Annotated in this window: 27 protein-coding genes and 1 pseudogene; 17 read left to right on the top strand and 11 right to left on the bottom strand. The window is 49.5% G+C overall.

The window, feature by feature from the left end:
- Nucleotides 1-80 precede the first annotated feature (80 nt).
- The gene (locus OCL06_RS15730) at nucleotides 81-431 is read right to left on the bottom strand and encodes a DUF488 domain-containing protein (protein WP_262996310.1); all 351 of its coding nucleotides are present in this window, start codon (nucleotides 429-431) and stop codon (nucleotides 81-83) included.
- A 22-nt stretch (nucleotides 432-453) separates the two neighbouring features.
- Nucleotides 454-1,428 carry an HPP family protein gene (locus tag OCL06_RS15725; protein WP_262996308.1) on the bottom strand — a complete coding sequence of 325 codons (975 nt, stop codon included), beginning with the start codon at nucleotides 1,426-1,428 and terminating at the stop codon, nucleotides 454-456.
- A 297-nt stretch (nucleotides 1,429-1,725) separates the two neighbouring features.
- Between OCL06_RS15725 and OCL06_RS15720 the strand changes: the two genes are divergently transcribed.
- Both OCL06_RS15720 and OCL06_RS15715 read left to right on the top strand, forming a co-directional pair.
- Nucleotides 1,726-2,091 (top strand): DUF805 domain-containing protein, encoded by a 366-nt coding sequence (locus OCL06_RS15720; protein ID WP_262996306.1) that lies wholly within the window; start codon nucleotides 1,726-1,728, stop codon nucleotides 2,089-2,091.
- 323 nt (nucleotides 2,092-2,414) lie between these two features.
- Nucleotides 2,415-2,861 carry a CopD family protein gene (locus OCL06_RS15715; protein WP_262996304.1) on the top strand — a complete coding sequence of 149 codons (447 nt, stop codon included), beginning with the start codon at nucleotides 2,415-2,417 and terminating at the stop codon, nucleotides 2,859-2,861.
- On the opposite strand, the gene OCL06_RS15710 is transcribed toward OCL06_RS15715, so the two are convergent.
- Nucleotides 2,858-3,340 (bottom strand): DUF2231 domain-containing protein, encoded by a 483-nt coding sequence (locus OCL06_RS15710; protein WP_262996302.1) that lies wholly within the window; start codon nucleotides 3,338-3,340, stop codon nucleotides 2,858-2,860. The two genes, OCL06_RS15715 and OCL06_RS15710, sit on opposite strands and share 4 nt — an antisense overlap.
- Before the next feature lie 41 nt (nucleotides 3,341-3,381).
- On the opposite strand from OCL06_RS15710, the gene coxB reads away from it, so the two are divergent.
- The 7 genes from coxB to OCL06_RS15675 all read left to right on the top strand — a co-directional run bounded on the left by coxB (nucleotide 3,382) and on the right by OCL06_RS15675 (nucleotide 11,181).
- On the top strand, nucleotides 3,382-4,092 hold the full coding sequence (gene coxB / locus OCL06_RS15705; RefSeq protein WP_262996300.1) for a cytochrome c oxidase subunit II: 711 nt from the start codon (nucleotides 3,382-3,384) through the stop codon (nucleotides 4,090-4,092).
- Nucleotides 4,085-6,589, top strand: coding sequence for a cytochrome c oxidase subunit I (gene ctaD, locus OCL06_RS15700; protein WP_262996298.1), 2,505 nt, complete (start codon nucleotides 4,085-4,087; stop codon nucleotides 6,587-6,589). The genes coxB and ctaD overlap by 8 nt, the downstream gene beginning before the upstream one ends.
- The gene (locus OCL06_RS15695) at nucleotides 6,586-6,927 is read left to right on the top strand and encodes a hypothetical protein (protein WP_262996296.1); all 342 of its coding nucleotides are present in this window, start codon (nucleotides 6,586-6,588) and stop codon (nucleotides 6,925-6,927) included. Before ctaD ends, OCL06_RS15695 begins: the two co-directional genes overlap by 4 nt.
- Nucleotides 6,918-7,724 (top strand): cytochrome c oxidase assembly protein, encoded by an 807-nt coding sequence (locus OCL06_RS15690; RefSeq protein ID WP_262996294.1) that lies wholly within the window; start codon nucleotides 6,918-6,920, stop codon nucleotides 7,722-7,724. Before OCL06_RS15695 ends, OCL06_RS15690 begins: the two co-directional genes overlap by 10 nt.
- A 246-nt stretch (nucleotides 7,725-7,970) precedes the next feature.
- Nucleotides 7,971-9,662 carry a YrzE family protein gene (locus OCL06_RS15685; protein ID WP_262996292.1) on the top strand — a complete coding sequence of 564 codons (1,692 nt, stop codon included), beginning with the start codon at nucleotides 7,971-7,973 and terminating at the stop codon, nucleotides 9,660-9,662.
- Nucleotides 9,663-9,779: 117 nt separating this feature from the next.
- On the top strand, nucleotides 9,780-10,007 hold the full coding sequence (locus tag OCL06_RS15680; protein WP_262996290.1) for a YrhK family protein: 228 nt from the start codon (nucleotides 9,780-9,782) through the stop codon (nucleotides 10,005-10,007).
- A gap of 76 nt (nucleotides 10,008-10,083) precedes the next feature.
- Nucleotides 10,084-11,181, top strand: coding sequence for a threonine aldolase family protein (locus OCL06_RS15675; protein WP_262996288.1), 1,098 nt, complete (start codon nucleotides 10,084-10,086; stop codon nucleotides 11,179-11,181).
- Nucleotides 11,182-11,271: 90 nt separating this feature from the next.
- Here the strand turns inward: OCL06_RS15675 and OCL06_RS15670 are convergent, their stop codons facing one another.
- Nucleotides 11,272-12,324, bottom strand: a complete 1,053-nt coding sequence (locus tag OCL06_RS15670; protein ID WP_262996286.1) for an NAD(P)-dependent alcohol dehydrogenase — start codon at nucleotides 12,322-12,324, stop codon at nucleotides 11,272-11,274.
- Between the two features lie 251 nt (nucleotides 12,325-12,575).
- Between OCL06_RS15670 and OCL06_RS15665 the strand changes: the two genes are divergently transcribed.
- Nucleotides 12,576-13,055 (top strand): DUF6314 family protein, encoded by a 480-nt coding sequence (locus OCL06_RS15665; RefSeq protein ID WP_373318504.1) that lies wholly within the window; start codon nucleotides 12,576-12,578, stop codon nucleotides 13,053-13,055.
- Nucleotides 13,056-13,150: 95 nt separating this feature from the next.
- Here the strand turns inward: OCL06_RS15665 and OCL06_RS15660 are convergent, their stop codons facing one another.
- Nucleotides 13,151-14,014 (bottom strand): DMT family transporter, encoded by an 864-nt coding sequence (locus OCL06_RS15660; RefSeq protein WP_262996282.1) that lies wholly within the window; start codon nucleotides 14,012-14,014, stop codon nucleotides 13,151-13,153.
- A gap of 212 nt (nucleotides 14,015-14,226) precedes the next feature.
- On the opposite strand from OCL06_RS15660, the gene OCL06_RS15655 reads away from it, so the two are divergent.
- Together OCL06_RS15655 and rluF are read left to right on the top strand one after the other, a co-directional pair.
- Nucleotides 14,227-15,126 (top strand): pepsin/retropepsin-like aspartic protease family protein, encoded by a 900-nt coding sequence (locus tag OCL06_RS15655; RefSeq protein WP_262996280.1) that lies wholly within the window; start codon nucleotides 14,227-14,229, stop codon nucleotides 15,124-15,126.
- A gap of 140 nt (nucleotides 15,127-15,266) precedes the next feature.
- Nucleotides 15,267-16,004 (top strand): 23S rRNA pseudouridine(2604) synthase RluF, encoded by a 738-nt coding sequence (gene rluF / locus OCL06_RS15650; RefSeq protein WP_262996278.1) that lies wholly within the window; start codon nucleotides 15,267-15,269, stop codon nucleotides 16,002-16,004.
- 102 nt (nucleotides 16,005-16,106) lie between these two features.
- Here rluF and OCL06_RS15645 read toward each other — a convergent pair whose 3' ends face one another.
- A complete protein-coding gene (locus OCL06_RS15645; protein ID WP_262996276.1) occupies nucleotides 16,107-16,850 on the bottom strand; it encodes a TrmH family RNA methyltransferase in 744 nt (247 codons plus the stop codon).
- 94 nt (nucleotides 16,851-16,944) lie between these two features.
- Here OCL06_RS15645 and rlmE point away from each other — a divergent pair, with 94 nt between their 5' ends.
- Nucleotides 16,945-17,565 (top strand): 23S rRNA (uridine(2552)-2'-O)-methyltransferase RlmE, encoded by a 621-nt coding sequence (rlmE, locus tag OCL06_RS15640; protein ID WP_262996274.1) that lies wholly within the window; start codon nucleotides 16,945-16,947, stop codon nucleotides 17,563-17,565.
- 54 nt (nucleotides 17,566-17,619) lie between these two features.
- Here the strand turns inward: rlmE and ylqF are convergent, their stop codons facing one another.
- From ylqF to OCL06_RS15625, 3 genes are all read right to left on the bottom strand, one after another.
- On the bottom strand, nucleotides 17,620-18,624 hold the full coding sequence (gene ylqF / locus OCL06_RS15635) for a ribosome biogenesis GTPase YlqF (protein ID WP_262996272.1): 1,005 nt from the start codon (nucleotides 18,622-18,624) through the stop codon (nucleotides 17,620-17,622).
- Nucleotides 18,625-18,757: 133 nt separating this feature from the next.
- Nucleotides 18,758-19,264 carry an NAD/FAD-utilizing enzyme gene (locus tag OCL06_RS15630; RefSeq protein ID WP_262996270.1) on the bottom strand — a complete coding sequence of 169 codons (507 nt, stop codon included), beginning with the start codon at nucleotides 19,262-19,264 and terminating at the stop codon, nucleotides 18,758-18,760.
- 360 nt (nucleotides 19,265-19,624) lie between these two features.
- Nucleotides 19,625-20,185, bottom strand: a complete 561-nt coding sequence (locus OCL06_RS15625) for a hypothetical protein (protein ID WP_262996268.1) — start codon at nucleotides 20,183-20,185, stop codon at nucleotides 19,625-19,627.
- Nucleotides 20,186-21,287: 1,102 nt separating this feature from the next.
- On the opposite strand from OCL06_RS15625, the gene OCL06_RS16230 reads away from it, so the two are divergent.
- Nucleotides 21,288-21,434 carry a transposase gene (locus tag OCL06_RS16230; protein ID WP_373318503.1) on the top strand — a complete coding sequence of 49 codons (147 nt, stop codon included), beginning with the start codon at nucleotides 21,288-21,290 and terminating at the stop codon, nucleotides 21,432-21,434.
- A gap of 3 nt (nucleotides 21,435-21,437) precedes the next feature.
- Here the strand turns inward: OCL06_RS16230 and OCL06_RS15620 are convergent.
- A protein-coding gene (locus OCL06_RS15620; protein WP_262996266.1) for an IS3 family transposase occupies nucleotides 21,438-22,600 on the bottom strand; the annotation gives its coding sequence in 2 pieces (ribosomal slippage) (nucleotides 21,438-22,345 and nucleotides 22,345-22,600; 1,164 coding nt in all).
- A gap of 220 nt (nucleotides 22,601-22,820) precedes the next feature.
- Here OCL06_RS15620 and OCL06_RS15615 point away from each other — a divergent pair.
- From OCL06_RS15615 to OCL06_RS15605, 3 genes are all read left to right on the top strand, one after another.
- Nucleotides 22,821-23,072: a hypothetical protein gene (locus OCL06_RS15615; RefSeq protein WP_262996264.1), complete on the top strand. Its 252-nt coding sequence runs from the start codon at nucleotides 22,821-22,823 to the stop codon at nucleotides 23,070-23,072.
- A gap of 4 nt (nucleotides 23,073-23,076) precedes the next feature.
- A complete protein-coding gene (locus OCL06_RS15610; protein ID WP_262996262.1) occupies nucleotides 23,077-23,319 on the top strand; it encodes a hypothetical protein in 243 nt (80 codons plus the stop codon).
- Between the two features lie 264 nt (nucleotides 23,320-23,583).
- Nucleotides 23,584-23,952, top strand: a complete 369-nt coding sequence (locus tag OCL06_RS15605) for a DUF7674 family protein (protein WP_262996260.1) — start codon at nucleotides 23,584-23,586, stop codon at nucleotides 23,950-23,952.
- 120 nt (nucleotides 23,953-24,072) lie between these two features.
- Here the strand turns inward: OCL06_RS15605 and OCL06_RS16240 are convergent.
- Nucleotides 24,073-24,364: pseudogene (locus OCL06_RS16240) on the bottom strand (transposase family protein); the annotation flags it as partial.
- Between the last annotated feature and the right edge of the window lie 75 nt (nucleotides 24,365-24,439).

Below are 24,439 nucleotides of genomic sequence, written 5' to 3'. Positions count from 1 at the left end.
AGACAGAATGAAAGCCAGACTGAAAGCGTAAATACACGCAATATTTTACTCTATGGTATGAGCACAGTTTAAATGACGAATTAATGGTTAAGCTTTTCCAGATATTCCTGAAAAACCCGGGCATGTGTATGTTTATCGTCTTTTGCGCCGTATAAAATAACCAGAGTGCCCTGATTAACATCTGCAAGACACTCCTTAATTTCTTTTTTTTGCTCACTGAGCTGATGCAGATACTCTTTTCTGAACTCGTCCCATTTATCAGCGTCGTGACCAAACCATTCCCGTAAATTGTCAGATGGTGCAAACGATTTCCACCAGTCATCTAATGCGGCATCCTGCTTTGAAATGCCACGTGGCCACAACTTATCGATGAGTACGCGGTAACCTTGCGGTCCATTGTCGTCGTAAATTCTATGCAATTTATACTGCATTAACTTCCCCCATTTTTCTTTATCAGGCTCTTTCCCAATAACCGTTAGTCTTACTCACTTCAAACCTAGCCCATTGGCGAAAGGTTTCAAGACTACAGTGTTTTTCGAGTGTCGTTGGCGTGTCAGAAACTTTGATATAAGTTATGTGAGCCTGCTTTTGCTTGTTGAATTCTTTTCTTACTACTTGTCTTATTTCCCAGCTGCGTCCTAACTGTCCGTTACTGTAGTAACTCCCTGTAACAATCTCTTCAGGATGTTCGATGCCTTTTTCTGCGTTTTGTTTAGCAAGCTCAAAAAGTTCAATCCAGCTTTCTTCGGTAACATCGATATAGGAGTCGTGTTGGTTAACCGCCGCAATAAAGTCTTCCAGTGTAATTTCAGAGGTGCGCTGGTCTGGCGCGATACGTTGCAAGTCATTCTGTGAATGAAAAAGATGAGAAGGGTATCGGCGCCACTGAAACGGATAGTTCAACACAGTGGCGAGTATTACCATCAGCACTGCACTAAAAAAGACAGGGAAAATGACAAAGTCATATCCTAATTTCTGAATAGCTTCGCCGCCGAGTACCGCACTGAGAGCGGTTGCACCACCGGGGGGATGAATACAACGTAGAAATTGCATAACGAGTATTGCTCCACCTACTGCCACACTCGCGGAAATACTTGGGGAAGCAATATGCTGGCTACAGATCACCCCTATCACGGCACTTACGGTATTGCCCCCGATAACAGGCCAGGGTTGGGATAGAGCGCCGTGCGGGACACAGAAGAGCAACACCGCGCTAGCGGCGATCGGGATTAGCATGAAGGCATCGCTGAGCCTGTTATCCTGACCGTCAAAGGCATACTCGCCCAACAGCATCCCCGCCAGATAAACGATACCAATTCCCAACAAGCCGGTGGTGCCAGATACAAATTTTTCTTTTGTTGACGTTGAGTTGCGGGAAAAGCCAATAAACAGCCTGATTTCCGCTAGTAAACGATGATGACGTTGCACAGGTCAATACCTTCTGGGTAGTGAATATCAAACGTGGCTACATTATCAAGACGGGATACCGAACGCGATAAAGGTTGCCTTAATCGGTATATGTGGTGAAAGCAGGGACATGCGATTAAGCAGTCAAACAACTTCAGAAGTGCGTTGGGGGGACGACGGGAAGGGGGCAGTGAATTCACTGATTGCCATTCCTTTTTACATTCAGTACATTCGTTGTTGCGATAAATAAAACACCTGTTGAGCGCAGCAGTGTTTTGTCCTAATTAGCATATAAAACAATAATATAAGGATATAACTATGAATTGGTACCTGGCAGTACTTAAACAGTATGCAACGTTTTCAGGTAGAGCTCGTCGTAAGGAATACTGGTTTTTTATGTTGTTCAACGTGTTAATCACGATTGTGCTGACCGTCCTCGACATGGTGTTTGGCACCTACAATGTGGAAATGGGGTGGGGCGCGTTGAGTCTTCTATATACTTTGGCGGTGCTGCTGCCGTCACTGGCGGTCACGATTCGGCGTCTGCATGACTCAGGTAAAGTGGGTTGGTGGGTGCTGCTGGCCTTCATTCCCGTGATCGGGGGCATTATTTTGCTGGTTCTGATGTGCCTCGACAGCAAGCCTGACAACGAGTACGGGCCAAATCCCAAGCACGCCCTCTGAGCTTTTTTTAAGCTATCCGGTCTGCTACCGGTATGATGAACACAGAGCTGCCTGGCAGTTCTGTGGGTTTTTCTCTCGTTATGCTCTCTTTAATTGCAGCGCGATGTGTCGTTCCCAGCGAAACTCGCTCCGGGCAGACGAAAGCCGAAAAGCATTAAGCGCCACAAACCCCACGCAAAATTGCACTAAATTTCAGAATGCCAGTATGAATAAGCAACCAGAATAAAATATGTTGCGTTGCCGGGTAAACTGATTTGCGTCGCACCCGTATGTCACCACACATTACTACCGGCAGGTTGCATTGCGCATACGAAGGACTGACTGTGATTTGGGTATTGGGATTACACATATTAACGCTGTTAATTTGGCTGGCCTCAGTGTTGTATGTCCCCCTTTTAATTGCCGCTGAGTCGAAAGATCAGCGCCCGTTCAACGAACCACCGTTTCAGTTTGGCTCAGTGGCACGGATGGTATTTATCTATGTATCTGTGCCGGCCGCCATTATTGCCATCACCGCGGGTACGGTGGTCTTTATGCTTAACAACAGCGCGGAGTTTTGGTTGGTAGTAAAACTGACCTTGGTGACGGTGTTAACTATACTGCATGCCAGCCTTGGACTGCTCATTGCTCGGCTGGAGCGCCAGCAAAGGCAGTATCTGGCGTTGTGGAGCCGCTGCTTGCTGGTGGCGCTGATGGCATGTGCCATGGGGATCATTTGGATAGTGCTGGCGAAGCCGGCCGTGCCGGAGTTTATACCATGGCCGTTTTAGTGACCTTTGTGGCTTTCGTCCTTCAGCGGTACGTCTACGCCCACGGCGTATTCATACACGAGCTGCGCGCCCAGCAAACCGGTGATACTAACGAGTACGGCGGCCAGGATACCCACGAACAGTCCCCAGGGCATGATATAAGCCGCCGGATCGTCGCCCCACCGCAATATCAGATTAAGCGCAGTCAGCGACAAGGTCATCACCGCCAGCAGTGCGTGTGCGGTGGCGGCCACAATGTGGCGGATCATGCGTACAAATATCACATCAATTGCACCGGCGATACTCGCCAAAGTACCCAGCCCCAGGCCAAGGGCTGCCAGCCAGTAACTCGCTTTTGCCCAGAACGGGTTGCTGGTGATGACGTAGGCAATGTCGGTGACGACCAGAAAATACAGGCTCACAATGGGAAAGTGGATCAGCGCCGGGTGGAGAGGGTGTCCATTGATTGCAGCGCGACTACTGATTTTCTGATTTGCCATGGACAGTTACTTCTTTTACCAATGAGAAGGATGGTCAGTTGTTGAATAGGTTAACAGAATGCGGCGTGCTTTCCAGTGCGCTCTTATTGGTCAGTCCCGGTTATGGCGCCCCGCTGTCTATTTTGGATCCGGCAGGGCCTGCAGCTAAAGATATAGTCGCCGTGTGGTGGGCGATGTTCTGGGGCGGCACGCTGGTGTTGCTGGTGGTCACCGGACTCTGGTTGTACGCCATTTTTCGTCGCCAGCGGGATTACGATGAACAAGGCACTAAGCGGGTATTGCGCACCATGGTGTATACCGGTGGCATTGGCCTGCCCACAGTGAGCATTGTGCTGTTACTGGTGTTTGGCATACCTTCTGGCCACAGTATGTTGCCCTGGCCAGGCGATGATACGTTGCGCATTAATGTGCATGCCCGGCAGTGGGCGTGGGAGGTGCACTACCCGGATGAAGACCTGCACTTTACCGATGAAATCCACTTACCGGCGGGCACCCCGGTAGATATCTATGTAACCAGTGAAGATGTTATCCACGGTTTTTGGGTGCCCCGGCTGGGTGGCAAAATAGACGCTATCCCCGGTAAAACCAATGTTATCCGCTTGCAGGCTGACAAGCCTGGTGAATATGGCGGACAGTGTGCTGAATATTGTGGTCAGTCTCACGCCTTTATGCACTTTAAAGTGGTAGCGCACTCCGAAACCGGGTTTAAATCGTGGCTGACCACCCAGCGCGAGGGCCAGCATCATGAGTAACCAGCAACTACACCACCGCATGGCCAAGGTATGGGATAACCTGCCGGGGTGGGGAAATCTGGCGGCGGTGAATCATACCTCCATTAGCAAACGTTTCATGCTGACCGGGATCGCCTTTTTCTTCGTGGGCATTACCCTGGCGATGCTCATCCGCACGCAGCTGGCCAAGCCTGGCCAGAGTCTGCTGGATGCCGATGTCTACGCGCAGGTCTTTACCATGCACGGCACCATCATGATGTTCCTGTTTGCCATTCCGGTGCTGGAAGGGGCGGCAATGTACCTGGTGCCGAAAATGATTGGCACCCGCGACTTGGTATTCCCTCGGCTCAGCGCGTTTGGTTACTATTGTTACCTGTTTGGCGGCTTAATTGTGTTGTCCAGTCTGGTGCTGGGCATCGCCCCCAGTTCAGGCTGGTTCATGTACACGCCCCTGTCAGGCGCGGAATACTCACCAGGGCCGGGGTCAGATTTTTGGCTGCTCGGTATAACGTTTGTGGAAATATCGGCGGTGTCGGCGGGCATAGAACTGACGGTATCCATTCTGCGCACCCGCGCCCCGGGCATGTCGCTGGCAAAGATGCCTATTTTTTGCTGGTACATTCTGGCCATGGCGCTAATGATTGTATTTGGCTTCCCTCCGCTTATTCTGGCCAGTATTCTGCTGGAGCTGGAACGGGCCGCGCAGATGCCTTTCTTTGACCCTGCCGCCGGCGGCGATCCGCTGCTCTGGCAACACCTTTTCTGGCTATTCGGGCACCCTGAGGTGTATATCATTTTCCTGCCCGCCGCGGGTATCGTCTCTACCATATTGCCGGTATTCGCCGGCCGCCCGCTGGCTGGGTACCGTTGGCTGGTGCTATCGGTTATTACTACTGGCTTTATAAGTTTCGGACTGTGGGTTCACCATATGTTTACCGTTGGGATACCGCAACTGGCGCAGGCGTTCTTCTCGGTGGCCAGTATGCTGGTGGCCGTGCCCACGGCAATCCAGGTGTTTGTATGGATGGCGACATTGTGGACAGGCCGGGTACGGTTTGAACTGCCTATGTTGTGGATCTGCGGTTTTCTGTTCATTTTTGTCTGCGGGGGGCTGACCGGTGTGATGCTGGCGCTGGTGCCGTTTGACTGGCAGGTCCACGATACTCACTTTGTTATCGCGCATTTTCACTACGTGCTTATTGGCGGCATGTTGTTTCCACTGATAGGTGCGCTGTATTACTGGCTACCGTTATTGTCCGGGCGTAAGCCCTCTATGCAGCTGGGTAAGTGGGCGTTTGCGCTGGTGTTTATTGGTTTTAACGGCACCTTCTTATTGATGCATTTAACCGGCCTGCTGGGCATGCCGAGGCGGGTGTTTACCTATCAGAGCGAACAAGGGTGGGACTGGCTGAATTTGTCCTCGTCTGTCGGCGGATTCGTGTTGGCCACCGGGCTGGTGATGGTGGCGCTGGATGTTATTTTGCACTTCAAGTTTGGCCCCAAAGCCAAGCCTAATCCCTGGCGCGCCGATACTCTGGAATGGGCGGCCGGGATGCCTCCGTTGTCGTATAACTTTGCCAGTATTCCTACTATTAAAACCCGCCATCCGTTATGGGATTCTCCGGGACTGATCCAGTCTATTCCGGCGGGCGCGCACGGATTAGCCCGCATTGAGCACGGTCGGCGTGAGCTGTATGGGACCGAGGCTATCTCCGGGAAACTGAAAACGGTGTTTCATATTCCCACCCATTCATGGTGGCCGTTGATATGCGCAGCCGTTTTGGCGGGACTATGCATCAGCCTGCTTACCCGTCAGTATTTACTGGCGGTGGGGGTCACTGCTACCGCAGCGGCGTTGTTATTTCGCTGGAGCTGGGAAAATGGCACCCATAAAACCATGGCACCACTCACTGACAATGAGTCTGACAGCGACGAGCCGCCACTGCATTCTCGCACGGCAGACGGGCCAGGCTTGTGGGGGATAATGGTGATGCTGATGGCCGACGGCGCGCTGTATCTGTCGCTGGTGTTTGGCTGGCTATACCTGTGGACCGTTTCGCCGAACGGTGAGTTACCTGATACGTCCTCGGTCTCACGCCCGCTCATGCTGACCAGTGGCATTTTCCTGACGCTCGGCACACTCTTGTATCGAAATATAGAGCAAAAACTTCGCGGTGGCGGCGACAGCGGTTTCAGCAAAAAATTGTATACCGTGTGTGCGCTGACAGTGTGTCATCTGGGGCTATTAATCTGGGCTATGGTGGCCAGCGATCTTAAATTAACCAGTCGGGCTGCCGATGCCGTGATGCTGGTGATGTTTGCGTTCCTTATTTTCCACAGTGGGATGAGTGTGGTTGCATCGCTATTGCAGACCTGGCGGATTAAACAGGGGCATATCAGTCAGACCCTGTTTTACGAAGTTTCGGTGCTGTATCCACTGTGGTTGTATACGCTGGGCATTTTCTGGGTGAGTGTATGCAGTTTTGTACTGCTCCCCGCCTGGTGGGAGGCAGCATGAAACCGGTGAATTACAGCGCCTGGCATCTGGTTACCGGGCTAATAGTGTGGGCGGTATGGTTTATTGTGGTTTATGCAGGCGCGGCATTAGGATGCCAGTGGGCTCCGCCGTCACCGGCCGCCGGGGCACTAAACTGGATTAACCTGACGTTGCTGGGAGTCTCCGCAGTAACTGCCGGGTACCTGGGTTACTGCGCCTGGTTAAGCTGGCAAATGAAGCGCTCGGCTACAGGGCATGGCCGGTTCACACTCAGTCTGGCCGCTGGTGGTTATCTGGCCGCGAGCGTGGCGACAGTGGCTATAGCATTGCCGTTGTTGGGCATCCCCCCATGCATGTAGCGCGCATCATTGCTGGCCTGGCCGCACTGGTGCCGTTTAGCAGCCAGGCACATAGTCCGTTTGCCAGCAGCGGGCAGGAAGCCGTGGCAGCCGGACTTTCAGTGCTGATAGTACTGGTGCTCTGGTGTGTGTACGTGCGCGGTGTCCGCTATGCCTCTGCCCTGAAGTGGCGGCAGGGACTGTTTCATCTGGCCATGATTATCACCGTATTTACCATAGTGGGGCCGTTGGATACCTGGGCTGAGCAGAGCTCGTCGGCCCATATGACCCAGCACATGTTTATGATTGTGGTGATAGCGCCCGCCCTGGCGATGAGTAAGCCCCTGCTGCAAATTTACCGGGGCAGCGGGCGCTACGTTAAAACCCCCTTGAAAAAAGCCTTTGCCATTACCCAGTATCCTATGGGGTGCGCCTATATACATGCTGCCGTGATCTGGTTCTGGCACATTCCCCAGTTTTATATGCTGGCACTCACTAACCCCTGGGTTCATGTATTTGAACATGCTTGCTTTATTGTTTCGGCAGTGTGGTTTTGGTGGGCATGTCTGAACGCCACAATAAAAAAAGCACCCATGGCGTTACTGGCCATGGTATTTACGCTTATGCATACCGGCTTTCTGGGCGCGCTGCTGACCTTCGCCCCGTCGCCGTTCTATGGCGAAGCCCGCAGCCTGGCAGATCAGCAGTTAGCAGGGCTGCTCATGTGGGTGATGGGCGGTCTCCCGTATATCATCGCAGGCTTCTGGATGGGCGCGCGATGGTACCGGCAATTGCAGCGCAGTGTGTTTCATACCTAGTTTAGCACTGCGTACGAAGTAGCACCGCGGGTTACTGGCACGTGACGAGCCGTCTGACCAGTACCAACAGGTAGGCTGCATACCAAATCGCGGGCCTCAGGTGTGTGATTACTTGCTTACCTCGCCAGCTTTAGATCACTTTGCTTACCCAAGAGCAAAACACCTTCATATAAGTGGTGAAAAATAAATCCATTTCGCCGGCCGGCGGGTACAAGTGACAAACAGTTAACGTGAGGAAGGAATCGTATGCTCAGCAAAACTCGTGCATCTCTAGGTTTAGCCGCACTCGTCGCACCCTCTGCGGCTGTCGCACAAACACAAAGTACTGCCGTGGTGTCACTCTCCGGCCACTTTTTTATCAGTGTGCTGGCTGGGGTGGTGATAGCACTGGCTATTCAGTTTTTACTCAGTAATCTGGCGGTAGCGTTAGGGATAACGGCAACAGGCGACCTGCGGGACGCCGAATTTAGTAGCAGTTCGTCAGACAACAGTAGTTCCAAAGTCGGCGCAGCCGGTACGAAGGTTACGTCAGGGTTAGGCATTTTTAATACCCTCACCATGTCTATTTCACTGTTTGCCGGTACCTGGCTGGCACTGGATCTGGCACACGCCACAACGTTCCTAAATGGCGCCATTACCGGCTTGGTAGTGTGGGCGCTGTTTTTCATCGTGTGTTTGTATATTGATGTCAAACTGGCTACCAGTATTACTGGCCGTTTGTTTGAGTTTTTGCGCTCAGGTCTGGTGTCTACTGGCGGGGCAGTGTCTTCGCTGTTTTCATCGGACAAACAGGCAGATCCTAAAGATTTCGCGAGAGAAACCATTAAAACGCTGCATCAGGAAATTCGTGAAGAATTCGACCTGTCGGATATCGACAAGAAGATTAAGGAATACCTGAATCAGGCATCATCAGACTTTTCTGCCAAGTCGCTACGTAAGGAGCTGGAAAGCCTGCTGCACGAACTGGAAGTGGATGAAAAGTTTGTAACCGATGATTCTGATCAAACCAAGAAGCTCATTGTAGAAGTGGCGAACAAGCAGCCTAACATGAGCAAAGAGGACAAACAGAAGGTCAGCGACACGCTGGATGATATAAAAGCCGCAGCCCGCGAAGGTAACACTCACAAGGAGCGTGCTACTGCCGCTGTGGATAAACTTACACCGGGCGATGAAGAGCAAGGTAAGCAATATCGTCAGGCCGTGAGTGATTACCTGGACAACCTGGGTCAGTCTGAAGTGTCTTCTGAAGAACTGGAAAACGACCTGGAGCGGATTTTCAGCAACCCGTCCAGTTCCAAAGATGTGGTGTCGCAGCGCCTGCGCCGGCTGGATCGGAACACCATCAAAGCGGTGATTTCGTCGCACAAAGACATGGATGAGAAGAAAGCGGACTCTGTGCTGGCTGCTTTCGATAAAGTGGCTGACAAGCTTTCTAACGGGTCACAGAGTGATGCCGGAAATGAGCAGGGCACTGGTACCAGTAATTTACCTGTTAAACGTGCCGAAGCTGAGAATGCCGTACAGCGCTGGTTCGACAGAATGCAGCGTCCAGAACTGTCCTACCGGGATCTGAAAGCCGACTTTATGACAATTCTTGATAATCCGAAAACTGCGCCGGAGGTGCTTTCAAGACGTCTGGACAGAATGGACGAACAGACGGTGCGTGCTCTGCTGACTAATAATAATCAGTTGAGTAACGATGATATCGACACCTATATGGCGAAGTTCAACGAGGCCAAAGCGGATCTGAAGAAAAATCTGGATACCTTTCAGGAAGAAGCGAAACGCAGAATGGATGATCTGCATAAACGCGCACTGGCAGAGTCAGAAGCGGTGCGTCGCACTGCCGCCTCTGCTGCCTGGTGGTTGTTTATCTCTGCACTTGTGAGCGGTGTGTCAGCCGCAGTAGCCGGTGCACTGGCCAGCAACCTGTTGTAATACTCCTGCCTTTCGCGCCCACTTCTGTGGGCGCTTTATCCTGACATTACCGCCATGCGAAACAATCACCACTAAGCTTACCCAGGCAACTGAAAATAAACGGCAAGGAACTTTATTATGAATTCTGCGCTTAAACTCATAGTAAATGAATATGGCTGGATCCACATCTCGTTGGGCTTATTTGGCAATATTACGTTCTTCGTGGGCAGTATATTATTTCTTCCCACATTCGAAGAATATAAAACCCTGGGCGTATGGCTGTTTATTATTGGTTCATTTTTTATGTTAATTGGCTCGCTGGGACGCTTGCTGGTGGACATTACCGACAACAGGCACGCCGACTAACGTTTGCCCCTGCCTTACAAATTAATGGCTAAGCGGTATACTCAGCCGCTATCTGTAACGTTAAAGTGGAAGGTCCATGCCCCTCATTTCCCCTCATCTTACCCGGCACTTCAATGCCGTGGCTGATAGTGCCATCGCCACAATGCACCGTCACGCCCAGGCTGACATGAGCGAGGAGCTGGCTGCGTTAAGTCACGCGGTATCGCCTGATGAGCGACGTGACAGTTACGGCAGCGGTGGGGTGGTGAGTGCCTTTGAGGATGAGTTAGCCACCCTGTTTGGTAAGTCGGCCTGTGTGTTTCTGCCTACCGGCACACTGGCACAGTGCGCCGCCATGAAATGTTACGCAGACGCCTCTGGCCGCAATCGTATTGGTTTACACCCCACCTCACATTTGCTGTTGCACGAACATAATGCCATTGAAGAGCTATGGCAGCTGAAAGCGGCACCGTGTGGCACTTTCAATAGGGTATTCGGGGTGGCAGATGTGAAGAAACTCAACCCGCAACATACCGCTGCCGTGATCCTGGAGCTACCCATGCGGGAAATTGGCGGCGCGTTACCGAGCTGGAATGAACTGCTGGCAATACGCGCATGGTGTTCTCGTCATGAGGTGAAAATGCATCTGGACGGTGCCCGTGTCTGGCAAGTTACCCCCTATTATGAACGTGATTTACCCGATATTGCGGCCTTGTTCGACAGTGTGTATGTGAGCTTCTACAAAGACTTAGGCGGAATCTTCGGGGCGGCATTGCTGGGCACGGAGTCATTGATAGCGCAAACAAAAGTGTGGGCGAGACGGGCAGGGGGAAACCCAATTACCCAGTATGTGGAGGTCATTGCCGCCCGCGAGGGGCTGGCAAAGTACTTACCCTGCATGGCACAGTATGTGGCGTATACCCGGGAACTGGCGACAGCCCTCTCATCCCTGCCGGTTTCCCTTGCGCCGGCAACACCGCAGGCGGCCATGTTCCATCTGCACTTTGGTATGCCACCAGAGACCCTGGCGCAAAAGATAGTTCGCTATGCTGAGCAAACCGGTGTGCTGGTACTTCCTCTGCCGCGCGCTGGCGATGCGACCTCATGTGTATGCGAAGTGTCCGTTGGCAGTAATGCCGTCAGTCAGCCCACCGAATACTGGAAAGCACATCTGGCAGCTTGTCTTGCGGAGTAATTAATCAGGGGTTGAGAAACGGCAAGAAAAAAGCCGGCGTGACAATGGGTCACACCGGCTTTTATATCGTAGTAACGTTAAACGGTAAGCTTATTCATCTACTTCCAGTGACGACATGTCCATCACGAAGCGATAGGCAATATCCCCTTTGGTAAGGTGTTCATAGGCCGTATTCACTTCATCAGGGCGGATCATCTTACACTCTGGGTGAATGTTGTGCTTGGCACAAAAATCCAGCACTTCCTGCGTTTCCTGAATGCCGCCAATCAACGAGCCGGCAATACGCCGACGACCGGTAACCAGTGGAATGGTGGAGGGTTCTTCCAACGGACCCACCTGACCAACAATAACCAGTGAGCCGTCCACGTCCAGCAGCGGCGCATACTGGGTCACGTCGTGTTTTACGGGCACCGTGTCTAAGATAATGTCGAATGCATTTGCCGAGTCTTTCATGGCGTCTTCGTCGGTAGAGACCAGAATGCCTGTCGCGCCCAACTCTTTTGCCTCCTCACTTTTGGCATCTGAGCGACTGATTACCGTGACTTCAGCACCCATGGCCACTGCCAGTTTAACCGCCATGTGACCAAGGCCGCCGAGTCCGACCACGCCAACCCGACTCCCTTCTTTCACATCCCAGGTACGTAGCGGTGAGTAGGTGGTGATGCCGGCACATAAAATGGGCGCAGTTTTGGTTAAATCCAGTGCGTCTGGCACACGCAGGACAAACTGCTCACGCACAATAATGTGTTTGGAATAGCCGCCCTGAGTGATGGTGCCGTCGATACGGTCGGGCGCGCCATAGGTAGGCGTCATGCCATTACGGCAGTATTGTTCCTCATGATTATGACACTGGTCACAGTCCTGACAGCTGTCTACCATGCAGCCAACGGCTACATGCTGGCCAACTTCGTAGTCTTTAACATCCGGGCCGACGTCGATAACCTTACCGACAATTTCGTGGCCGGGTACTAACGGATAGGTCTGCGGGCCCCAGTCGCCATTGACCGTGTGTAAGTCTGAGTGACAAATGCCGCTATAAAGAATTTCGATGGCGACATCGTTATCACGCAGTGCACGGCGCTCAAAGTGGTAGGGCACCATATGCGCATCGGTGTCGTGCGCGGCATAACCGACAGTTTTCATTAAATACCTCTGTTTTTTAAGAATGTGGTGTAGTTACGTGGCAAATGCGGAATTGGCTTGCTGCCGATTGCAATCGTTTTCACAAAAGCGGCTGGTAGGTGGTGTGAACATGGTAACGTCGTCAGGCCGGAGCTGAATGGCAAGGTGAGGTGGAGTTAGTTGTGTTCGCAGCCGGTTGTAATTCAGAGAGGGGTTAGGATTGCGTTACCGCAGTCAGGCTTTTATAGTCTGGGAAAATTAATTCTTATATTGTGAAACCATTGAGTAAACCCAGTCACAAAAGCCAGCAGGCCAATGCTGGTACGGAACTAACCAAAGAGGCCGACAGTCACCTTCAGGCGTTCGCCGGACAGTGGCAGCTCCAACGCAAAATTATTCAGAGTAATGGCGACGAATTCGTGTTTGAGGGAGAGGCTACCTTTAGCTGGTGTGGTTCGTGGTTAAATTATCAGGAAAGCGGGCAGGTGACGGCGCCTGATGGGCGACAGCTTTCAGCAGAACGCACTTACTGCTGGCAACCGGGCACGAGCCAGCAAATTGATGTGTACTTTGAAGACGGCCGCTTTTTTCATAGTTTTTCGAAGGACACACCGCAGGCCGAACACCTTTGTGGCAATGATCACTATAAGGTGGACTATGTCTTTAACCAGTGGCCGGTCTGGGAGTCATACTGGCGGGTGACCGGGCCGCGCAAAGACTACACGATGCTCAGTCGTTACCGGCCCGCCTAAGGCTCGAGAAGGCTATTTGCCTCGCGAATAAAAGCTCGATGATGTTTGGACATAAAATGCCCCAAGTAGTTTATTACCCAACTATTTGGCGCTCTTTAATGTCCGGACTTTTTGTTGCTGCGATGCTGTGATAACCACAATGCCCCGGCGATGATACTGCCCCCCAGGGCCAGGCGGGCAAAATCCGTGTCCTTTTGCCAAAGCAACAGGTTTACTAACAGCCCGGCAGGGATCAGCGCATTATTCATGATTGCCAGTGTCCCGGCTGAAACTTTCAGGGCACCCTGGTTCCATACGTAGTAACCCACGCCCGACGCGATGACACCCAGCCATACCAACACACTCCACTGCATAGTGGTGCCGGGCAGTTTACTACTATCGCCGAACAGTAAAAAAGCGGGTAACGCCACAGCCAGCGCGCCTAAATAGAACCAGCCAAATACCCGGTAATGGGGCACCGGGGTTTCAAATGTCGAGGTGAGTTTTCGATAGCCCACCTGACCCAGCGCAAAACAGATATTGGCGCCCTGAACAATGAAAAAGCCAGTCCAGAAATTGGTGCTTACACCCTGAAAGCGGATTATCGCTGCCCCGGCCATGGCAATGCAGGCACACAGTAAGTGAAACGGCGTAAAGCGCCGAAATAAAGCGTCGTTGAGCATAGCCACATACAGCGGTGTGATGATGGTAAACAACAACACTTCAGGCACTGACAGGTATAAAAACGAATGGTAAAAGAAGATATACATCAGGCCCAGCTGCACGGCGCCCAGGCCTGCCAGCATGAGCTTTTGTCTGTGCGTGAGTTCGGAGAGTTTTAAAAACGGCAGAAACACCAACGCTGCAAGCAACACACGGGTAAATACCGCAAAGTAGCTATCCACACTGCCAGCCAGATATTCACCAATCAGTGAAAACGAAAAAGCCCATAATACAGTCACGGCTAACAATTGAGACACGTGTTACTCCCCATGTATAAAGTGGCCGGTAAGCTAGTGCATTTACAGGCCTGAATCAATAACGAAAGAGAAAGATGTACGCGGGCTGCTGGCTGGCCAGGACGTTCCGTTTATCCTGAAAAAACATTTGAGGAAAAGCAACACAGTGTGAAAGCGCTATGTGATTGTGGTAACTTTTTCTTGGGAATTAAAAAAAACAGCAAGGAAGTGTTATGAAGTCATTGTTAACTGCAATATTTGTGTATTTGTTAACGTCACTACCCGTTATGGCAGGTGCCACCAAATGGTTGGATTTTACCTTATCCGGCGGTCATGTCGTTCTCCCTGCGGAAGTGAGCGGGATTCCTACCTCGGCTATTCTCGATAGCGGCGCTCAAATAAATGCCATTAATGCTGCATTTATAGGCAAGCATGAGCTGGATTACAATCGTGTTGGTAAAATCAGAATTGACGGCGCTTTCGGTGAAAAGCGTGCCGACAAGTTGGCCGGTGTTCCCATTAAACTGTTTGAAACGGAAACGTCTTTCGACCAGGTCGTAGAGCTTTCTCTGGGGCATCACAGTAAAGGGTTATTGCTTGGCTCGCCGTTGTTTTACGGCAACATCATGCAGATTGATTACCCGGCCCAGCGGCTTCGTATTGTTAACCGTGAAGCCATGGATCTGGGCGAGTTTCAGAATATTGATATCGTTGATCAACGTGGCTCCGGCATGCCGTTGGTAAAAGTCACCATCAATGGTCGCAGTGTGTGGCTAATTCTGGATACCGGCAACAGCGGTGGCGTACTGATTGAGCGCACGCTGGCCGAGTCGCTGGACCTTATCTCTGATCAAAATGCGGTGGAGGGCGCGATGGGGGCAACCCGCACCTCCTACCTTGAATCTACCCGGGTAAAAGAAGTCGTGTTTGGCCCCTACACGCTGGAAAACGTATTGGTGTCCTTCAACACTGAAGGCAATCGCCTTAATATCAGAAATCAGTTTTCCAAGACCGGTTCGCGGATCAAGGGAAAGCGGGTGTCTGGCCTGATTGGCTACGATATCTTAAAGCATTTTATTCTGACCATGGATTATGGCCGGGGTCAGATGCACGTGGGATTGCCTGAAAATTAACGCTCGGGTGTAAGCCGCAAAGCTCGGTATGCATAGCACGCCCGAACCACTGTCTGGAAAAATGAATTTCCGATATACTGTGCGCAGATTAATTCATGCCACATACAGGCCTTTTAACGCTGTGAAAATGACTGGTTGCTATGACTACTGAACCTCCTAAGCGATTAAACAAATATCTGAGCGATACCGGTGTGTGCTCTCGCCGTGAGGCCGACAAATTTATTGAGCAACAGCGCGTTACGATAAACGGTAAACCGCCGGAACTGGGTACCAAAGTGCAGCCCGGTGATACCGTGAAGCTCGACGGTAAAGTGGTTGGGGGCGTGGCTAAAGACAAGTCAGATCGTATCTACATTGTGTACCACAAGCCGGTAGGCATCACCTGTACAACCGAGCGGCATGTAAAAGGCAATATCATTGATGCGATAGGCCATAAAAAGCGTATTTTTCCTATCGGCAGACTGGATAAGCCATCGGAAGGGCTGATATTACTCACCAGCGATGGCGATATCGTGAACAAGGTGCTGCGGGCTGAAAATGCCCATGACAAAGAGTATATCGTCACGGTCGACCAGCCCATCAGTGAGCGCTTTCTTACGAAAATGGCCAAGGGCGTACCTATTTTGGGCACCGTTACTAAGCCCTGTAAAGTCAGTGCCCGCGGGCGGTTTCAGTTCAGTATTATTCTCACCCAGGGACTTAACCGCCAAATCCGCCGCATGTGCAGCTTCTTAGGGTACGAAGTCACCAAATTAAAGCGTACCCGCATAATGCATATTCAGCTGGGTAAACTGAAGCCGGGGCAATGGCGCAACCTGACCGACCAGGAACTGCAGCAATTGAACGATGCGGTTAAACATTCTAAGAAGACGGCGTAGAGCTCTTTGACCAGGTGAGACTAGCCCACACGCCTGCGTTGTGTCGGCGGCTACCGTGGTGGTGTGGGGAGCGTTACCTGCACGTTCGCGCGCAACAGCGTCTTACTGCACAGACAACTGGTAGGCACAAATAGCCACGGAATTTGCCAGATTCAGTGAGTCGATAGCGCCGCTGCCGGCAATGGTAAATGCCTCTGCATTCAAGCCGGCCACATTATCCAGCGGTACACCCCGCGCTTCATTGCCAAACAGGTAGCATTCATAGTCTGCAAATTCAGGGGTGTTGATATTCGCGCCCTGCAGATCCAGATACGCGAATTTACTAAAGCGTTGCGGCAGGTCTTCTATAGCAAACTCCGTCTCGATAGGCAGGTGAAAAATAGCGCCCATACTGGCGCGAACCACTTTTGAGTTGAACGGATCTACGCTGTTAGGGCTAAGCAGCAAACGAAACCCACCAAACCAGGCAAGATTACGCATGATTGTTCCCAGATTGCCCGGATCCTGCACTTCGTGCAAAAACACACAACGTTCGTTAGTTTCTCCCGACTGAGCTGTGCGAGGCGCGGGGAGCGGCACACTCGCAACCACACCCTGCGGGGTTTTGGTATCGCTTAGGTGAGCCATCTGTTTATCGCTGACCACCTTAATGAGAAAGTCATCTGCAAACTCCCGCGCCCAGTCCTGGCGTGCCTCGGTAACATACAGCGTTATGTGTGGCACATGCGCTGAATGCTTCTGCGCTTTTTGTAACTCAACGATGAGGTGTTCGCCTTCAACCAGATAATGGCCAAATTCGGCACGGTATTTCTTCTGATGCAGTTTTTTAACATCATCTAGTTTCATGTTCGCGAGCCTGCTGAGGGGTAAGAGTTTTGCAATTTACGCGGGCAAGTTTACAATAATCGCCCCTTTTGCGATACCAGAGCAGGCTAACTTCATGGCGCGATCAAAAACCAGTAAGAAGTGGATGGACGAACACGTTAACGATCCCTATGTGAAAAAAGCGCAAATGGATGGTTACCGCTCCCGCGCCAGCTATAAGCTGATAGAAATTAATGAAAAAGATAACCTGTATCGCCCTGGCAGTGTAGTGGTGGATCTTGGCTCTGCGCCCGGTGGCTGGTCGCAGATAGTGGCCCCGGCAGTGGGAGAGAACGGCAGGGTGATTGCGTCCGACATTCTGCCAATGGATCCCATCAACGGCGTCACCTTCATTCAGGGGGACTTTACCGAAGAAGCCCCTTATGAAGCGATCCTGGAAGCATTGAGCGGCAGTCAGGCGGACGCCGTGGTGTCTGACATGGCCCCTAACTTAAGCGGCGTTAAAAATACCGACCAGTATGCCGCCATTTATCTGGTAGAGCTGGCACTGGATATGGCTCGCAACGTGTTAAAACCCGGCGGCAGCTTTTGCGCCAAGGTTTTTCAGGGAGTGGGGTATGAGGAATACGTTAAAGAAGTTCGCCGCTCTTTCAATAAAGTGATAGTGCGTAAACCTGACGCCTCCCGTTCCCGCTCCCGTGAAGTGTATCTGGTAGGCAAAGGTTTTAAAGGCTAGCCTATGAACCGTGCCGCGAGTAATCTGGCGGCACACTATCAGGTTCCGTACAGATTAACGGCGGCTTTTTTTCATTCGTTTACTTTGCGCTTCCCGTTTCTCGGTACGTTTTTCCTTACGATCCCGCTTTTCTGGCGTTAGCGAGCCTTCTTTAAAACGTTGTTTACGTTTCGCTTTGTCTGCCGCTTTCTTTTCAGCCGCAGCCGCCATCTCGACTTTTTCCTGGGCCACCATGTCCGGTGTTTCAAGACTGATCCTGCCCAGCTTTCCGGATTGCAATTCGCTTAGCAGCACTTCGCAAATTTTATGTAAATTAACCCGGCCGCCGCGCATGATAGCGCCCCGCTGTCTGGCTGCCGCTTCGAGGAACTCCAGCTCGGTGTCCGGGATCTCGTCCAATTTAAAGCGCGCTTTCAATAATTCAGGGTACTCCTTGATCAGATAGTCTGCGGCAAAGAAGCCCACATCATCAAATTCCATGGCGGTATTTTTCACCGCACCGGACGCCGCCAGCCGGTAAATAGAGTTGGGGTTCTCCAGTTTTGGCCAAAGCACGCCCGGGGTATCGTAAAGCACAATACCGTTGCTCAGGTTAATGCGCTGCTGACTTTTGGTGACAGCGGGCTCGTTGCCGGTTTTGGCAATAATGCGGTCAGCTAGAATATTAATAAGCGTCGATTTACCCACATTGGGAATGCCAGTGATCATGGCGTTGACTGATTTCACTGAGGCCGCTTTCTCGGGGCAATGTTCGCGAAGAAGCGCTAAAATTTGTTTGCTTTCAACCGGTTTGTCGCTTGAGGTGGTAACGGTGAAAACACCTCGCTGGCTTTCCAGCTCATGCTGCCATTGCTGAGTTATTTCCGGATCAGCCAAATCGTATTTATTGAGAATTTTCAGACAGGGTTTATCGCCGCGGATCTTCGCAATTTCAGGATTCTCACTGGAGTAGGGGATGCGGGCGTCTAATACTTCAATCAGTATATCTACCTGACTCAGAGACTCTTTTATTTCTTTCAGGGCCTTATGCATATGCCCTGGAAACCACTGTAACGCCACGTCGGCTTTCCTCAATTTCTTGCTTTTGCGTATTCTACTGCATTCCCGCGGCCTATGTGCAACCAAATCGAAAAGCGCAGTTGAACAGAGAAACTGAAGAAAGCCGACCCGCTGGTGTTAACTGAAACAATGATTAAGTTATCACCGCCTTCTCTGAGGTAATTTCTCGTAAATTAGGGTGCTTAGCGATGACGCTGGCCAAACTGGCTTCCTGGTCTTTTTTTGTATCAACGAAGAACACATGGCCGCCTTTTTTTAACAGCTTCTGAAAACGCCTGAATTTCTGATTGGGAATTTGTAGCCCAATCATGCCTCCTTCCCAGATACAAAAGCCCAGAATAACTAGTGCGCCGAATATAAAGGGTAACCAGCCAACCGCCGAAGTATGCAGCTCAAAGAGGTACACTGTTAACAGTAGTAGCGCGGCTATCGCCACACCGATAAGCGCACCTAATTCCGAAGAGTGAACGATGTCTTGTCGCAAAAACGGGGTAATGGCATGTAAATGATGCTTTTCGACCTCAGCATCATTTTCACTTAACACGTGGATTTGGTTTCGGGTAACGCCTTGTTGTTCCAGCTCATTTTCAACACTTTCCAGGTCGTCAAGGTCATCGCTGATGTAGTAATGTCGTGACATATCAAACTCCTGCTCGCTTTCATGAATAAACGATTTAGAACCTGATACAACTTTAGGGTCTGAGGTTAAGTATAGAACAAATACGGAGCTATGTTGGCTTTAGGAAAGGTTTGTGAACAACTGCGATGTCACTTTGCTATAAATTGTTTTTCGATAGAATCTGTAAGCTCAGCAATACTATTATCTTTTTTAGTACTTTTCAATATTGAGTTTTTTTGCCTGCTACCGGTTTTGTAAATCTATATCCCGCCGTTGACTTCAATATATTGGGTTCGACATTTGTAAGTCCCAGTGATAAAAATTAGCTAAGCAGCAAGGCCAAATTACTACATGACCTTGATGCTTTTCATCGATATTAAATTAGTGAGTGATTTTTTGCTTAGTTACTTTTCTAAATATTACCCCTAAAAAGGCTAATACAAAAATAGCAAATATTGAAGGGCTGGAAACTAAAATACTTCTAGTTTGGAAAGATCCTGATAGATGATTTACATCTGGTCCGCTACAGCAATCTACAAATCTAGTTGTAGTAAACGTAAGGTTAATTATGCCATCAGAGATGATTTGCAACCAAGTTATTTGTGGGATTATGGCAAAGCTTGTTACGATAGGGCTCGGTGCATTACTAGAAATGGGGTCATCCCCATTACCAAAATTAAAAGCATCATTGCCTGTGTTGTTATCCAGTACTATACCGTTAAATAAACCTTCCACGTTGTATGTTAAATGCTCGCTTGAGAAGTTAAAGTCTCCCGCTACGTTTAAGGTGAAAGTTGCAGCACTCAGGGTATTTGTAGGTGTAGGCAAATTTATATTGAATAAGTTTGCGTCTGAGGGGGTAAAGCTAAAATTAATTACTGCAGCGTTTGCACCGCTGGTTGAAGCCAATAACAAGACTGCCATTAAAATTTTTTTATACATGATAGACCTCTGACAAAATTTTTTAATAAGTAAGCTGTTAGGTTATTTTATAGATTTAGAATCACCACTCCATGCGAAACTGTCCGTAAATAACGCCACTACATTATTCAGTGTATTTTCGTTTGGAGATATCATGATTATGCAAATTATAGGCCATGGATTAACTGCATGTTTTGTAAGCATTAAGTTTTTGATCCGGGCGTACATTATAAAAATGTGTAAAAATTTTAGACGCTTGATGGCTATTCATCATTAACGAGGAAGATCGTTCTTTATCAATCTATTTTGTCAAGTTCATTTAATCGAGAAACCCGAAGTCCCACGCAGGTGCTATTTGAGGCATAACTGAACTAAAAATCGACGAATTTATCGTCGTAACAGCACTGAAGTCTGGGCTGGGCCCAGTACCAGGCCACTGAGTATGTACCGTGACTCAAACAGCTGAGAATTAAAGGCAGCTGCCCCCGGAAGGTGAAACACACAAGCCAACGGATTCAGTAGATAACCTTTAAGCTACTCGTTGCTAAGTACCACTGGTGTGCCTGCAACTGCTAATTCCGACACCCGTTCGTAGGTATCAGGCCTCACTACCGCGCATCAGAATACTTTCTAAAAACCTTTGGAGCGCACTATGGGAGTATTTTCAACGCTTAGGAGGACGAAAGAACGCTCGGCTAACCACCATGAAATCTCCTGGAATCTACCGCAATATTACGAAAGGTTAATTCCCTTACGGCACTATCGTGGCAGACCGCATTTATAAATAGCGACTATTAATCCCCACTTTTTGAAAAACGGCAGTTGCCTCGTCCGTGAGGTCGCGGGAAACGCGGTCTGCGTAACCTGGTCCAGCGGTATCGTTGGTGATTCAGAGAAGCCAACACCGCGAATCTGAATGTGTACTTGGCTAAATACCCTGTTCTCCACGCCCTATATGAGGCGAAGCAGAAACTCGTCTGATACGTAAAGCTCAAGGCAATGACGGAAAGAAGTATGGCCTACAAGTTACCGGGCTTCTTGGATTTACTAGAACAGCTGTATCACAGTCCCGCTGAAAGCCCTAGCTCAGGCACTAACCTAGTGGCTACAGCCCATTATTGCCATGTGGCGTTTTACGCGTAATAACGGTATTACAGAGGGCTTCCACAACAAAATGGAAATGCTATCGAGAAGAGCGGATGGTTTTAGAAACTTCGAAAACTACCGAATAAGAGTAATGACTCATTGCGGATGGAATGGTGTTATGTAGTGGTCAATAAAACCCGGACACCATTTTAGCTAATTCTTCCGCCTTTGCGGGTGGTAGCCCATCATTGAATTGATGCGGTCTTTCCCAGTTGTAGTAATTCATCAGGTAATAACCCACATCTCGTTTTGCTTCATTAGGCGAACGGTAGCCGGTTGATGGCATCCATTCAGATTTCAGGCTTCTAAACACTCGTTCCATTGGGCTATTGTCCCAACAGTTTCCTCGGCGACTCATACTTTGGCTCATCTTATATCGCCACAGCCTTTGTCTGAACTTACGAGCACCGTACTGGGAGCCTTGGTCGCTATGGAACATCACTCCTTTTGGCTTCCCCCTCAGTTCATATGCCATATCCAAGGCTCTGGCAGCAAGTTCCGCATCTGGTCGATGTGACATACTCCAGCCAATAACCCTGCGCCTGTGCAGGTCAATCACAACGGCCGCATAATGCCATGTCGAGCCTGTCCAGATGTAGGTGATATCGCCGCACCAAACCTGATTGGGCAGTGCGACATCGAACTGCCTGTCCAGTAAGTTAGGGATATCTGGCCGCTCAACCTGCACGTTTTTATAAGCGTGCTTACCTGGCTGTTTGCTCATCAGGCCTTGCTCTTTCATTAGCCGACCCACTTTGAATCGGCCCATGATGATGCCCTCATCACGAAGCATATCAACAAGCGTTCGTGTGCCAGCGGATTGACGGCTCTTATCGAACAGGCGTTTCACTCTGGCGCGAAGAATACGCCGCTTAGCACCAATCAGCCGCTGACGCTTTCGCCGTTCGTAATAACTACTGACACCAACACCTAAAGCTGAACAGACCAATTCTGTTGATTCATGCACCCTTAACCGGTCTATCAGCGCGTGGACTTCAGGTCGTCGGACATTAAGAGTGCGGTAGCCTTTTTTAGAATGGTCTTTTCTCGTTCCAGGCGGTTCACACGAGCCTCCAACTCCTGAATACGCTGCTGCTCTTGGGAGAGCGCTTTGGACTTCGGCGTGCTACCGCTACGTTCAGACTCAAGCTGCCGAACCCACTTGCGCAAAGTATTTTCGTGAACGTCTACTGCGCGTCCGGCTTCGGAAGCACTATACCCCTGATCGAGTACCAGGCAGGCTGCATCATGTTTAAATTCCGGACTGAATGACCGTCTTTGTCTTCTCATTGAACACCTCGTAATTAAGTGTAATGCTACCACTTAAAACGGTGTTCGGGTTTAGTCTGCCACTACACTTTTAAGTGGCTCTAAACTCTTAAGAGCAAGAAAGCTTGCCCAAAGAGATAGAAATCAAGATAGGGTTCAGAACAGAGGAGTAACTGATAGTGGAGATGTTACTAACAGTGCATTTGATTTAGCAAAATCTGGTGGAAAGCACTCTGGCTTCTTGAAAAATAACTTGTCTCGCACCGCAGAAGAACTTCGAAAAGGTATTACTAAATTACAAAAACAAATAGATACCCACGAAGCTCTTATTAAAGATCCTGCGGGTATGATGAAAAAACTCGGGAAGGGTGACTGGAATTCATTAGATCCGCGACAACAAAAAGCATTAATTGAAAAAAAATGGCCTTCTGATATACAACGACAGCGCGAACAGCAAAGCATTCTTCAGGGAATCCTAGATGGTAAAGGTTGATAATATGACAAACGAAAAATTCAAAAATTATGTTTACGATTTAGGTGTGATACTTAAAGAAAAAGCTTTGGACGCAAAAGTTGAAAAAGACAAATCCGCCGGTGCTAAAGATACCGATTATAATCTAGGCTACCTCATGGCTTATTATGAGGTAGTGTCGCTAATGCAACAACAAGCGAACTCTTTCGAGATAGAACTTAGTGAAATCGGCTTAGATGATATAGATCCAGAATTAGAGCTACATTAACTTTACTAACAGTGTAGCAACTAACCGCTCATAACATGGAGCTTATAGCACTCGGCTCAAACAACATATGTAAAAGCCGAGTGTTAGTGCTCCTAGGTTAGGTAACCTTATTGATGGTCTTTATAGACCTAATTCGATTAGAGCTCTATCAAAATGGCTCAAAGATAACCCTAATGCAAGTTCTGGTGATCGTGCCGCTGCAGAGAATATTATTTTAGATTTACGCAATGCGTTGGGACAATAAATGATTTCGCAAAAAATATCATGGACCGTATTCTAAATATCGTTCCTGAGTTTGAGCCTGAATGGCAGTCTCATCTTGAATTCTGGGGTGATGATGAAGCAGGGCTATCAAATGATTTGGCAGAATTTGCTTCTTATTTAGTCAATAATCTTGGCTGCATACCTAGTGATAAGCGAGAGGAATTGTTTTTATTTGTAGAAGCTTGTTTGAGAGAAGGCGATGACATGGTCAAAGATGCTATTGCAACATGTTTTCTGGAGAATCTTCTTAATGCGGTTTCTGAAAAACGGGTAGATGCTTGTTTATTCGTGAACTTTTTGGGGACTGAATCTCGCAAGTTCTGTAAGTCATGGGATGAATTTACAGGAGTAAATACTCCAGGATTGTAGGGTCTTAAGCTCTTACACGCTAAATGCCAGTCAGTTAAGCTGATTGGCATTTTTTGTGGCAGAGGCCGTAAGAGCTAGGATGATTTATTTTGACGGCCAGTTTTGTATTGAAAGAGATGCTATGGCCTGACGGCGCTCAATGTCAACTCGGTTCGGAATTATTACGTGCTTCGCGCGCTACCTTTTATGTACTTACGACGGCTATGTCTCAGCTGCTTGTGCAGCTTAGCTTACCGCTACTTAGTCTCTCTCGCTGTACGTAGCCGTAAATCCACTCATGGCTGACTGGGTGGCCAATCATTTTACCTACACCTTAAATCTGTTCAGGGCTCCATTTTTGGCTTAGCCCGAATTCAACATACGTGATGGACTGTTCGGGAATGCCGTACTTCACTGCCTGACATCGTCGTTGACCTCTCCCCCAAAAATAACACCATGACATTGATGAGATTTCCAATAAACTGGAGACAATGGAGATCTCAAAATG

The sequence above is a fragment of the Alteromonas salexigens genome, from assembly GCF_025628895.1.
In the GTDB taxonomy this organism is placed as follows: Bacteria; Pseudomonadota; Gammaproteobacteria; order Enterobacterales; family Alteromonadaceae; genus Alteromonas; species Alteromonas salexigens.
Note: the sequence above shows the minus strand (reverse complement) of the source record. Positions and strands in the feature narration are given on the sequence as shown.